The 12,102-nt window shown below is 68.2% G+C and carries 11 protein-coding genes and 2 riboswitches; of the genes, 4 read left to right on the top strand and 7 right to left on the bottom strand.

The features are described 5' to 3' along the window. Positions 1 to 21: 21 nt before the first annotated feature. The 7 genes from gcvH to HCX50_RS09185 all read right to left on the bottom strand — a co-directional run bounded on the left by gcvH (position 22) and on the right by HCX50_RS09185 (position 7,408). Positions 22 to 399, bottom strand: a complete 378-nt coding sequence (gcvH, locus tag HCX50_RS09215; protein WP_091034164.1) for a glycine cleavage system protein GcvH — start codon at positions 397 to 399, stop codon at positions 22 to 24. Beyond that, entirely contained in the window at positions 396 to 1,595 is a 1,200-nt protein-coding gene (locus HCX50_RS09210; RefSeq protein WP_167633972.1) for a glycine cleavage system aminomethyltransferase GcvT, read from the bottom strand. The genes gcvH and HCX50_RS09210 overlap by 4 nt, the downstream gene beginning before the upstream one ends. A 54-nt stretch (positions 1,596 to 1,649) precedes the next feature. After that, a riboswitch (glycine riboswitch) is annotated at positions 1,650 to 1,748 on the bottom strand. A gap of 1 nt (position 1,749) precedes the next feature. Next, positions 1,750 to 1,844, bottom strand: a riboswitch (glycine riboswitch). A gap of 146 nt (positions 1,845 to 1,990) precedes the next feature. Continuing rightward, positions 1,991 to 2,860, bottom strand: coding sequence for an ABC transporter ATP-binding protein (locus HCX50_RS09205; protein ID WP_091034169.1), 870 nt, complete (start codon positions 2,858 to 2,860; stop codon positions 1,991 to 1,993). Then, positions 2,857 to 3,708 carry an ABC transporter ATP-binding protein gene (locus HCX50_RS09200; RefSeq protein ID WP_029262918.1) on the bottom strand — a complete coding sequence of 284 codons (852 nt, stop codon included), beginning with the start codon at positions 3,706 to 3,708 and terminating at the stop codon, positions 2,857 to 2,859. Before HCX50_RS09200 ends, HCX50_RS09205 begins: the two co-directional genes overlap by 4 nt. Next, complete coding sequence (locus HCX50_RS09195; RefSeq protein WP_091034171.1) at positions 3,705 to 4,691, bottom strand: ABC transporter permease; 987 nt, start codon at positions 4,689 to 4,691, stop codon at positions 3,705 to 3,707. The genes HCX50_RS09200 and HCX50_RS09195 overlap by 4 nt, the downstream gene beginning before the upstream one ends. Further along, positions 4,684 to 5,679, bottom strand: coding sequence for an ABC transporter permease (locus HCX50_RS09190; RefSeq protein WP_029262920.1), 996 nt, complete (start codon positions 5,677 to 5,679; stop codon positions 4,684 to 4,686). The genes HCX50_RS09195 and HCX50_RS09190 overlap by 8 nt, the downstream gene beginning before the upstream one ends. A 40-nt stretch (positions 5,680 to 5,719) precedes the next feature. Next, the gene (locus tag HCX50_RS09185) at positions 5,720 to 7,408 is read right to left on the bottom strand and encodes an ABC transporter substrate-binding protein (protein ID WP_167633970.1); all 1,689 of its coding nucleotides are present in this window, start codon (positions 7,406 to 7,408) and stop codon (positions 5,720 to 5,722) included. A 273-nt stretch (positions 7,409 to 7,681) separates the two neighbouring features. Here HCX50_RS09185 and HCX50_RS09180 point away from each other — a divergent pair, with 273 nt between their 5' ends. From HCX50_RS09180 to nadC, 4 genes are read left to right on the top strand one after another with little or no spacing between them, the layout of a single operon-like run. Next, positions 7,682 to 8,398, top strand: a complete 717-nt coding sequence (locus HCX50_RS09180) for an NUDIX hydrolase (protein ID WP_167633968.1) — start codon at positions 7,682 to 7,684, stop codon at positions 8,396 to 8,398. Next, positions 8,395 to 9,732, top strand: coding sequence for a quinolinate synthase NadA (gene nadA / locus HCX50_RS09175; RefSeq protein ID WP_167633966.1), 1,338 nt, complete (start codon positions 8,395 to 8,397; stop codon positions 9,730 to 9,732). The genes HCX50_RS09180 and nadA overlap by 4 nt, the downstream gene beginning before the upstream one ends. Further along, on the top strand, positions 9,729 to 11,249 hold the full coding sequence (gene nadB, locus HCX50_RS09170) for an L-aspartate oxidase (RefSeq protein WP_167633964.1): 1,521 nt from the start codon (positions 9,729 to 9,731) through the stop codon (positions 11,247 to 11,249). The genes nadA and nadB overlap by 4 nt, the downstream gene beginning before the upstream one ends. Then, complete coding sequence (gene nadC / locus HCX50_RS09165) at positions 11,249 to 12,100, top strand: carboxylating nicotinate-nucleotide diphosphorylase (protein WP_167633961.1); 852 nt, start codon at positions 11,249 to 11,251, stop codon at positions 12,098 to 12,100. Before nadB ends, nadC begins: the two co-directional genes overlap by 1 nt. The last annotated feature ends 2 nt before the right edge of the window (positions 12,101 to 12,102 follow it).

The raw sequence follows: 12,102 nt of genomic DNA, 5'->3' as shown, positions 1-12,102 counted from the left end.
GCGAAAGTGACCACTGGTGAATCAGCCCTCCGTCAGCGCGACGTAGGCGTCGCGGTCGAGCAGACCGTCGAGCGCACCGGCGGCGACGGTGACCTTGAGCAGCCAGCCGCCCTCGAACGGTGCGGAGTTGACGAGCGACGGGTCGTCGACGGCCGCGTCGTTGATCTCGACGACCGTGCCGGTGACCGGCGCGTAGAGCTCGCCGACCGACTTCGTGGATTCGATCTCACCCACGACGGAGCCGGCGGTGACCTCGGCGCCGACGGCGGGGAGCTCGACGAACACGACGTCGCCCAGCTTCTCGGCGGCGTAGTCGGTGATGCCGATCGTCACGGTGTCGCCGTCAGCGGCGATCCACTCGTGTTCTTCGGTGTAGCTGAGGGCGGCGAGGTCGGTCATTTGGTCCTCCGATAGAAAGGCAGGGCGGTCACGGTCGCGGGGATCCTGGTCCCCCGCACATCAAGGAATACTGCTGTTCCCTCTTCAGCGGAAGAAGGGTGCACGTAGGCCATCGCGATCGGATGGCCGAGAGTCGGGCTGAGGGCTCCGCTGGTGATCTCACCGAGCTTCTCCCCTTCGCCGTCGACGACGGCGTAGCCGGCGCGCCCGGCGCGCTTGCCCTCGGCGACGAGGCCGACCAGCACGGGGGCGTCGGATGCGCCGGCCTGCTCGACGGCGACGAGCGCTTCCTTGCCGACGAACTGGTCCTTGGCAGTCACGACGACGCGTCCGAGGCCGGCCTGGACGGGTAGTGTGTCGAGGCTCAGCTCGTGTCCGTACAGCGGCATGCCCGCCTCGAGGCGAAGGGTGTCGCGCGCCGCGAGACCGGCGGGCACGAGACCGTGCGGTTCGCCGGCCGAGACCAGCGCGTCCCACAGGGCGGGCGCGTCAGCCGCCGAGACGAGCAGTTCGAAGCCGTCTTCGCCCGTGTATCCCGTGCGGGCGATGAGCAGCGGCTCACCGAGGAAGCGCGCGTCGGCCCACGCGTAGTACTTCTGATCGGCCCACGGCGTGCTCAACTCGGTGAGGCCGAGGGTCGCCTCGAGGATCGCCTCCGCAGCGGGCCCCTGCACGGCGAGCAGCGCGTAAGAGTCCGACACATCTTCCACATCGACGCCGCGGTCGCCGAGGAAGCCGGCGAAGCTGCGGTCCTCCCCCGGCGTCAGCGGTGGCAGCTCGCGCTCGATGAGCGAGGGGAAGTCGCGGACGCGCTTCGCGAACGCGGAGTCGACGAAGCCGCGGTTGCCGGCGTTCGCGATCACGAGGTAGCGGTCGTCCGCCAACCGGTACGCGATGACATCGTCGACGATGCCGCCGTTCGCCGCCAGCATCAGCGAGTACTTCGCCTTGCCCACCGGCATCGCGGAGATGCGGCCGGCGAGTGCGAAATCGAGGAACTCCGCTGCCTTCTCACCCGTGACGAGGAACTCCGCCATGTGCGAGATGTCGAAGATGCCGGCGGTGTTCCGCACGGCGTGGTGCTCGGCGAGGTCGGAGGTGTAGCGCACCGGCATCTGCCAGCCGCCGAAGTCGGTGAACGACGCGCCGAGCGCCTCATGGCGTTCACGCAGCGGGGTGTAGCGGGGGTCGGACATGGAGTTCTCCCGGGCTGTGACGGGCGGAACGGCGGCATCGCCGCTCCTCGGAACTCCCCCTCTGTCATAGGCCTGAGAGCTTCACCCGTGCACGGAGGCGGGGTTTTCACCGTCGGCGGATCCGCAGTTTCGCGGGATCGCTTTTCAGAGTGGCCGGAACCGCGCGGTACGCGTACCTGAGAGATTGGCGGGGAGGCTTGCTCCTTCGGTGCCCGGCTGCGTTCGCCGGGGCTCTCCCGCGTGGTTCATTCGGCCTGTCTTCAATTGTGGGTTCAGTCTAGCCCGTCCGATCCCTGGCGCCGGGTTCCCGGGACGCGCGTTCGAATCGCGCGAATGGTCCCACTCGGGGCTCCGAGAGGACCATTCGCGCGATTCGAAAGCGGGGTGGCAGGGCGTCAGTGCGCGATGCCGAGCTCGGCGCGCACCTCGTCGCGGAGGCGGCCGAGGTTGTCGGGCTCGGGTGCGGCGCCCAGAAGCGTCTTGGTGTATTCGTGCTGCGGGTTGAGGATGACCTCGTCCGCAGGCCCGCGTTCCACGACATCTCCCTTGTACAGCACCATGATCTCGTCCGAGAAGTGCCTCGCGGTCGCCAGGTCGTGGGTGATGTAGAGGACGCCGAGGTTCTCCTCGCGTTGCAGGTCCGCGAGCAGGTTCAGCACCCCGAGACGGATCGAGACGTCGAGCATCGACACCGGCTCGTCCGCGACGATGAACCGTGCTCCGGGAGCCAGTGCCCGCGCGATCGCGACGCGCTGACGCTGCCCGCCGGACAGCTCGTGCGGGCGGCGATCGGCGTAGCTGTCCCCCGGCGTGAGCCGGACGCGCTCCAGCAGCTCCACGGCCCGCTCCCGCACCTCGCCACGAGAAAGCTCCGGATGGTGCAGGCGGATCGGGCGCTCGAGGTGATGCACGATCGTGTGGAAAGGGTTGAGCGAAGCGAACGGATCCTGGAACACCATCTGCACATCGGCGCGGTAGCGTTCCAGCGCCCGGCCGCGGGTTCCGGACGGTTTCCCGTCCAACAGGATCTCCCCGCTGGTGGGGGTCTCCAGCTTCATGAGCATCCGCGCGATCGTCGACTTCCCCGACCCCGATTCGCCGACCAGCGCGACCGTCTTACCCGCCTCGATCGTGAAGGACACGTCTTTCACCGCGTGCAGGATGTTCGTCTTGAAACCGGAGCGCAGGGGGAAGTCCTTCACCAGGTTCCGCGCCTCCAACCGCGCCGGCTGCGGCGTGGTCGTGGCGGTCGTGTTCGCGCTCATCGGACGCCCTCCTGGCTGACACCGGTGCGGACGAAGTCGCCCCGTTCGCCCTTGAGCGACGGGAAGCTCGACAGCAGCCGTTTCGTGTACTCGTGCTGCGGGGTCCGGTAGATCTCCTCCGCCGTGCCCTCTTCGACGATCTGTCCCTGCAGCATGATCGCGATCCGGTCGCTGATCTCGATCAGCATGGGCAGGTCGTGGGTGATGAAGATCACCGCGAACCCGAGCTTCTCGCGCAACCGCATGATCTCGCGGATGATCCCGCGCTGCACCACCACGTCGAGCGCGGTCGTCGGCTCGTCCATGATCATCACCTGCGGATCGAGGGCGAGCGCCATCGCGATCATCATCCGCTGCCGCATGCCGCCCGAGAGCTCGTGCGGAAAGCTCGTCAGGCGGTTCGGGTCGACGCCGACCAGGGTGAGCAGTTCTTCTGCCCGCGCGGTCTTCGCCTTCTTGCCCATACCGGGGCGATGCGTGTCGAAGATGTCGAAGATCTGTGCCTTGACCGAGATCACCGGGTTGAGCGAGTTCATCGCACCCTGGAAGACCATCGAGATCTTGTCCCACCGGAACGCCCGGAGGCCCTCGCCGTCGAGGCCGACGATGTCGATGTCATGACCGTCGCGGTCATGGAAGACGATCTCCCCCGCCGTCATCAGGGCAGGCGCCTTGAGGAGGCGGTTCATCCCATAGGCCAGGGTCGTCTTGCCGCACCCGGACTCCCCCGCGAGACCCAGGATCTCTCCCCGGTTCAGTGTCAGGGACACGTCGCGCACAGCCTTCACCGGCGGGTCGACCTCGTACTCGATCGACACATTCCGCGCCGTCAGAACCGGCTCGCTCATGCGGTGACCCCCTTGGTCTTCGCGGCCTTGCGCACACGGCGCGCGGCATCGGGCGCGTTGCGCAGTTTCGGGTTGATGACCTCGTCGATCGCGAAGTTGATCAGCGCGAGGCCGGCGCCGAGGATGGCGATCATGATGCCCGGCGGGACAAACCACCACCACGCTCCGCGGCCGAGTGCCTGACCGGACTGGGCGTCGTTGAGGATGGTTCCCCAGGTGATCGAGTCCGTCGGTCCGAGCCCCAGGTACGACAGCCCGGCCTCGCCGAGGATCGCGAAGATCAGAGCGAAGAGGAACTGCGCGGTCAGCAGCGGCAGGAGGTTCGGCATGATCTCGACGAGGATCACTCGGAGCGATCGCTCGCCTGCCACCTTCGAGGCGTAGACGTAGTCGCGGGTGCGGAGGGAACGGGTCTGGAGGCGCAGGACGTAGGCGGCGCCGGCCCAGGAGGTGATGCCGAGGAAGATCGCGACCAGTTGCCAGGTGCGCTGCGGCACGAAGGAGGCGATCACCATGACCAGCGGCAAGGCGGGGATGACGATCATCACGTTGGTGATGAGGGCGAGCCCGTCTTCGCGCCAGCCGCCCAGGTATCCGGCGAGGACGCCGAAGACGAGCGACAGCACGATCGCGATCACGCTGGCGATCAACCCGACCATGAGCGATCCCTGAGCACCGATCGCGAGCTGGGCGAACATGTCGTTGCCGAGCTTCGTGGTGCCCAGCCAGTGCTCGGCCGACGGCGGCTGCAGTGCGGGGTTGTCGGTGCTGCGCGGGTTCTGCGTGAAGAACGGCGCGATGATCGCGAACAGCACGATCGCGAGCACGAGGAGCGAGCCGACGATGAACTTCGGCGATGTGCTCGGCAGGATGCGCCGCTTGCGGCCTCGGCTCTGCGTCGCGAGCGAGACGGTGCTGGCCGGCGCCGTCATGGGCGCGTCCTCGACGGTCAGGAGACCGGCGGTGTTCTGCGGATCAGACATTCTGGCGCGCCCTCGGGTCGATGAAGCCATAGACGAGGTCCATGAAGAAGTTGGCGGCGAGCACCGTGATGGTGATCACCAGGAACAGGCCCTGCATCAGTGCATAGTCGTTGTTCGTGACGGCCTGGAACATCAGTTTGCCGATGCCCGGATACGTGAACACCTGCTCCATGACGATGGAGCCGGAGACGACGAAGCCGAGCGTGATCGAGAATCCGGCGATCGACGGGATGGCCGCGTTCCTCGCGGCGTACGTCGTCATGATGCGGCGGTGCCGGAGGCCCTTGGCCTCGGCGGTGAGGACGTAGTCCTCGGCGAGGGTGGCGACCATCATGTTGCGCATGCCGAACAGCCAGCCGCCCACGGAGCTGATCACGATCGTGATCGCCGGGAGGAGCGAATGCGCGAGCGCGTCGGTGAAGAACGCCCAGGTGGGCTCCGGCCCGTCGGGGAAGTCGAACACGTCGTAGCCCCCGAAGATCGGGAACCAGCCGAGTCCGACCGCGAACACCGACACCAGGATCAGCGCCAGCCAGAAGTACGGGATGGACTGCAGCACGGTGGTCGCGGGGATGACGTGGTCGACCCAGGTGCCCCGCTTCCATCCGGCCCAGGCACCCAGCGCGACACCGAGGACGAACGAGATGACGGTCGCGGTGCCGACCAGGACGAGTGTCCACGGCAGCGCTCCGGCGATCAGTTCGGTCACCGGTGTCGGATACTTCGTCACCGAGATCCCGAGGTCACCGCGGAACATACGGCCCCAGTACGCGAGGTACTGGTCCCAGAGCGAGGAGTCGTCGCCACCGAGCAGGAGCTTGATGTTGCGGATCGTCGTCTCCGAGATCTCGCCGCCGGCCCGCTGCATCTTGGCGATCATGATGTCGGCGGGGTTCCCCGGCATGAGACGGGGAAGCAGGAAGTTGAGAGAGATCGCGGCCCACAGCGTGAACGCGTAGAACCCGATTCTTCGTGCATAGAACTTCATGTCACTCTTTCCTGACTTCCTGCTTCCCGTCTCCTCTTGATTACTTGGCCGGCTGCAGCTGCGTCAGGACGTAGCCTGCCGCGATCGCGCCCCAGGACGGCGGGAAGGCGTAGAGGTCCTCCTCCGTCGGCCAACCCGTGAAGTCCTTCGTGTTGTAGAAGGTCTGGGTCGCGTTGATCACCAGCGGGATGTAGGGCAGGTCGCGGACGATCTCGGTCTGGATCGTGCCGTACAGCTCCTTCTTCTCGGCCTCGTCATCGGTGCTGATCGCGGCCTGCACGGCAGCGTCGACCTTCGGGTTGTTGTACCGGCTGAAGTTCCAGCGACCGGCCGGGACCTCGGTGCCGACGGGGCTCGTCGACTGCACCGCGGTGCCGCCGAACCAGTCACGGTAGATCTGGAACGGGTCTGCCACCGACGTGCCGATCATGCCGCCGACGATGAGCTGGAACTCTCCACCCTGACGGGAGTCGGAGAACTCCTGCCACTGCACGGTGGAGACGTTGATCTTGATGCCGGCTGCGGCCGCCTGCTCGGCGATCAGCTTGGCGGCATCGTTGTAGTCCGTCCAGCCGTCGACCGAGGTCAGCGTCAGCTCGAGCGGCACGCCGCCCTTCGCGTAGAAGTCGCCGTCCTTCGTGTAGCCGGCGGCCTCGAGGATCGCGTCCGCCTCTGCGACGTTCGCCTCCTGCGGGCTGACCTCGTTGGCGGGATCAGCGACCCACTTCTCGTCGCGGGGCAGCAGGGCGTATGTCGGAGAGATGTCACCGGTGAGCCCGACGAACGCCTTGTCCTTGATGGTGGCGCGGTCGATCGCTGCGTTGAGCGCCTGACGCACGGCGACGTCGGTCTGCGGACCGGTGCAGCCGAGCTCTGCGTTCGAGCACGTGTACAGGACGGTCGGGTCCTGAGGGGTGTTGATCCAGTCGATCTTCCCGTTGCCCGTCACATCGTCGGGGTTCGGGATGAACATGCCGGTCCAGTCGAGCTCGCCGGCGGCGAGCAGGTCCTGCGCGGTCTGGTTGTTGTCGACCGCGATGTACTGGACCTTCTTGACGCCGAGCTTGTCGGCGTCGCGGAAGTTCTCGTTCGCGACGAGGGTGTACGACTCGCTGGTCGTCTTCTCGACGACGTATGCGCCGGAGCCGACGGGCTCCTCGTTGGCGAAGTTCGCGAAGTCGGTGACGTCGGCCCAGATGTGCTCGGGGAGGATGTACGTCGAGCCGAGACGCTGGAACTCGGTCGTGTACTGCGCGGACGAGTACGTCAGCACGACGGTGGTGTCGTCGGTGGCCTCGGCGGAGACCAGGCCGTTGCCCTCGGGGTTGTTGGCCTCGTACTTGAACGAGAACGCGACGTCCTTCGCGGTGAGGGGCTCGCCGTCGCTCCACTTGAGGTCGGGCTTGATGGCGATCGTGATCACCGTGCCGTCCTCGTTGTACTCGAAGGTGTCGCCGATCAGGCCGACGGGCTCGGTGTCGGCCGTCTTGTTGTAGAAGAACAGCGGCTCATAGATGGGGCCGAGCGCACCGTGGAGCACGGTGGGCGCGAACGGGTTGTAGTTCGCGGCGATCGGCGTCTGGCTGCCGGCCCAGACGCGAAGGGCGCGGTCGCTGTCGGCATTGTCGTCGCCGCTGCCGCCGGTGCCGCAGGCGGTGAGGCCCATGGCGAGGACGGATGCTCCGGCGATCGCGGTGAGCGCGATTCTGCGCTTTCCGTTTCGGATCATTTCTCTTGTTTCCTCTCGGTGCTGCACTGCAGGAGGGATCGCTCCGGACGGAGCGGGAACCCCGACTGTGGGGTTCGTGGGGCCCGAGGAGCTGCCTGATCGGCCTCTCCCGGAAGGGGTTTGTTAGGACAGTAACCTAACAAACCCCGATGCGGGTAGACAACCCTCCCGGAGCGTGCCAGATAACGTTTCGGCCTCGACGCGAGAAAGCGTCACATGCGCGCACTAAGGGTCTCGATGACACTAAGATCGAGAGCGGAGGTTAAGGTGTCAATGACTCAAAGCGGGGAGATCCGGGTCGCCGTCTCGACGGTCATCCTGACGCTGCGGCGTACCGACGACGCACGCGCCGTCCTCGCGCTGCCCCTCGTCCTGCGCACCCGCGAACCCTTCGCCGAACAGTGGGCCCTCCCCGGAGGCTGGCTCACCGCCACCGAGTCGCCCGTCGACGCCGCGGCCCGCACCCTCGCCGAGACGACCGGTCTCGCCCCCAGCTACCTGGAGCAGCTGTACGCCTTCGGTGCCGTCGACCGCTCCCCCACCCGGGTCGTCTCGATCGTGTACTGGGCACTGCTGCGACAGGATGACGTGACCGCGCAGATCTCGGCCCACCGGGCATCCGGTCATGCGCCCGAGAACGTGCGCTGGTTCGACGTCGATCAGTTGCCCCCGCTGGCCTTCGACCACACCAAGATCGTCGAATACGCCCTCTGGCGCCTACGCAACAAGGTCGGTTACAGCCGGGTCGCCCAGGGCTTCCTGCCGGCCGAGTTCACGCTGGCGGAGCTGCGCGAGGCGTATGAGTCGATCCTCGGCAAGAACCTCGATCCCGCCAACTTCCGCCGCCAGGTGGAGTCGGCGGGGAATCTGCTCCCCACCGATCGCTTCCGCACGGGAAGCCACCGTCCTGCACGTCTGTACCGCGACAACACCGATGTCGAGTTGGCCGACCGCGGCCCCCTCGGTCCCGAAGAAACGAGCACCCGATGAGCATCACCTTCGTCCCCGCTCCCGCCGTCCCGCCGCTGGACGCCTCGGTGGACCACGCGATCCAGGCGATCGTCGCCGGCGCGTCCACCGACCCGACCTGCGCCACAGACCTGGCCGCCGGGCCGTGGGACTTCGATTCCCGCCCCGGATACGGGCCCGGGTCATCGATGGGAGACGTGATCCCCACAGGATCCCCTCGACAGGGCGAGCTCCCGGTCGCGTATCGGGAGGCGTCCGAAGACGAACTCGACGCACGCATCCGCGCGGCGAAGGCCACTCTCGGCGACCGCGTCGTGATCCTCGGCCACTTCTACCAGCGGGAAGAGGTCGTGCGGCACGCGGACTACGTCGGCGACTCCTTCCAGCTCGCCACGGCGGCCAAGGGCAGAGCCGACGCCGAGGCCATCGTCTTCTGCGGAGTGCACTTCATGGCCGAGACGGCCGATCTGCTCTCGCAGCCCGAGCAGGCCGTGATCCTGCCGAACCTCGCTGCCGGATGCTCCATGGCCGACATGGCCGACATCGACCAGGTCGAGGAGTGCTGGGAGCAGCTGGCGGACGTGCTCGGCGATCTCGACACCCCCGACGCCGACGGCCGCGTGCCCGTGATCCCCGTGACCTACATGAACTCCTCGGCGGCGATCAAGGGCTTCGTCGGCCGGCACGGCGGGATCGTCTGCACCTCGTCCAATGCCCAGACCGTGCTCGAGTGGGCCTTCGAGCGCGGCCGGCGGGTGCTCTTCTTCCCCGACCAGCACCTGGGGCGCAACACCGCTAAGGCGATGGGCGTGCCGCTCGAGCAGATGCCGATGTGGAACCCGCGGCGAGCGCTCGGGGGCTCCTCGGCCGCCGAGCTCGTCGACTCCCGGGTGATCCTGTGGCACGGCTTCTGCTCCGTGCACCGCCGCTTCACCGTCGGGCAGATCGACCAGGCCCGCGCCGACCACCCCGGCGTGCGGGTGATCGTGCACCCGGAGTGCCCGATGGAGGTCGTCGACGCGGCGGACGAGGCCGGCTCGACCGAGTACATCCGCCGAGCGATCGACTCGGCGACCGAACCCACGACGTTCGCCATCGGGACCGAGATCAACCTCGTGCGCCGACTCGCGGCGCAGTATCCGCAGCACGAGATCTTCTGCCTGGATCCGGTCGTCTGCCCCTGTTCGACGATGTACCGCATCCACCCGGGCTACCTGGCCTGGGTGCTGGAGGAGCTCGTCGCCGGTCGCACGCCGAACCGGATCACGGTCACCGGCGACGTCGCCGATCCCGCCCGAGTGGCGCTGGAGCGGATGCTCGCCGCGAGGCCCCCGGTGACTGCGGGCGCCCGATGAACATCCTGGTCGTCGGTTCGGGCATCGCCGGTCTCACAGCAGCGCTCCATGCGCACGAGGCCGGACACGCGGTGACCCTCGTCACCAAGGGATCGCTCGGCGACGGGTCCACCGGCCTCGCTCAGGGCGGCGTCGCGGGCATCTACGGGCCCGATGACTCGGCGCAACAGCACGCCGCCGACACGATGGACGCCGGTGCCGGGCTCTCGGACCCGGGAGCGGTCGGCGTACTGGTGGCCGAGGGGGCTGAGCGGATCGCAGAACTGATCGCCCGCGGCGTCGGGTTCGATCGGACGGCCGAGGGGGCGCTGCAGCTCGGACGCGAGGCGGCCCACCGGCATGCGCGTATCGTGCACGCCGGCGGGGATGCCACGGGCGCAGCGATCTCCGCGGCGCTGATCGCTGCCGTGCGGCGCGCACCGATCACCGCGGTCGAGCAGGCTCTGCTCACCGAGCTCGTCGTGGCCGACGGCACCGTGCGCGGCATCCGTGTGCTGCGTGACGGGGACACCACCGCGCTCTACTCCGACGCGGTGATCCTCGCGACGGGTGGCGCGGGCCGTCTCTACGCCCACACGACCAACCCCACCGGCGCCACCGGGGATGGCATCGCCGTGGCCCTGCGCGCAGGAGCGGCCGTCGCCGACCTGGAGTTCGTGCAGTTCCACCCGACGATCCTGGCGTCGGGTCCGGCATTCCTCATCTCGGAGGCCGTGCGCGGTGAGGGCGCGACCCTGGTCGACGACACCGGTCGACGCTTCACGTTCGACAGCCATCCCGACGGCGAGCTCGCGCCTCGCGATGTGGTCTCCCGGGCCATCGCCCGGCAGGCGGCCACACAGGGGCGACCGGTGCAGTTGGACGCCCGGATGCTGGGTGCAGAGACCCTGTCCAGGCGCTTCCCGACCATCGATCGAGTGACGAGGGAGCGGGGATTCGACTGGTCGCGTGAGCCGATTCCGGTGACACCGGCGGCGCACTACCTGATGGGTGGGGTCGTGACCGACCTCGACGGCCGCACGACGCTCCCGGGACTCTTCGCCGTCGGCGAGGTCGCCCGCACCGGCGTGCACGGGGCGAACCGTCTGGCGTCCAACTCGCTGCTCGAGGGCGCCGTCTTCGGTGCGAGGGCCGCTGCTGCCCTGGCGCTGCCCTGGCGTCGGGTGCCCGCGCCCCCTGCCGGTGTCTCGCACCCGATGGAGGACCGCGGATCCGACGCACCCGCCTTCAGCCGTGCCGCACTGCAGCAACTGATGTGGGACGAGGTCGGGTTGCTGCGCACCCACGACGGCCTCGCACACGCACTGGCCACTGTGCGCACGTGGGCCGCGACCCTGGCAACACCGACCACGACCACCGAGCACGAGGATGCCAACCTTCTGCTCGTCGCCGAGGCGACTGCCGCAGCCGCGCTGGACCGCACCGTCTCGGTCGGCGCCCACCACCGAGTCGACGCCGCAGCCTCCGCGGACGCCGCGCCGGCCCGCCCCCGCTCATGGATCCTGGAGACCGTCTGATGCTCACCCGCTCCACCCTGACCCGCGTCGTCGGCGCAGCCCTCGAAGAAGACGCGCCGTGGGGCGACCTCACCAGCACGACGCTGCTTCCCGCTGAGGCGACAGCCACCGCCGACCTCGTCGCGCGCGAGGCGGGGGTGTTCAGCGGCGGTGAGGTCTTCACTGCCGCGTTCGCCCTCACCGACCCCACCCTGGCCGTCGACCTCCACGTCGGCGACGGCGACGAATTCACTGCGGGTGACGTGCTCGCCTCGGTCTCCGGATCGGCGCGCGGCATCCTCACCGCGGAACGCGTCGCGTTGAACTTCACCCAGCGGATGAGCGGCATCGCGACGCTCACCGCGGCATACGTCGCGGCTGTCGACGGCACCCGCGCGCGCATCGCCGACACGCGCAAGACGACCCCGGGCCTCCGTGCGTTCGAGCGGCACGCCGTCGAATCCGGCGGCGGCCGTAACCACCGGTACTCCCTGTCGGACGCTGTGATGACCAAGGACAACCACCTCGCCGTGCTCACCCGCTCCGGCCTCGACCTCGCCTCAGCGCTGCGCGAGGCACTGTCCCGTCTGCCGCACACCACTCACGTCGTGGTCGAGGTCGACCGTCTCGACCAGATCCCGGCGGTCCTCGACGGCGGCGCCCACACCGTGCTGCTCGACAACTTCTCACTCGACGACCTGCGCGAAGGCGTCGCCCTGATCGGCGATCGGGCCACGGTCGAGGCATCCGGAGGCGTGAACCTCGACACCGTCGGCGACATCGCACGCACCGGCGTCGACGTGATCTCGGTGGGGGCGCTCACGCATTCCGCGCGCGCTCTCGACCTCGGCCTGGACCTGCGGATCGACTGAGC

The sequence above is a fragment of the Microbacterium sp. B19(2022) genome, assembly GCF_012030385.1.
GTDB classification, from domain to species: Bacteria; Actinomycetota; Actinomycetes; order Actinomycetales; family Microbacteriaceae; genus Microbacterium; species Microbacterium oxydans_B.
Note: the sequence above shows the minus strand (reverse complement) of the source record. Positions and strands in the feature narration are given on the sequence as shown.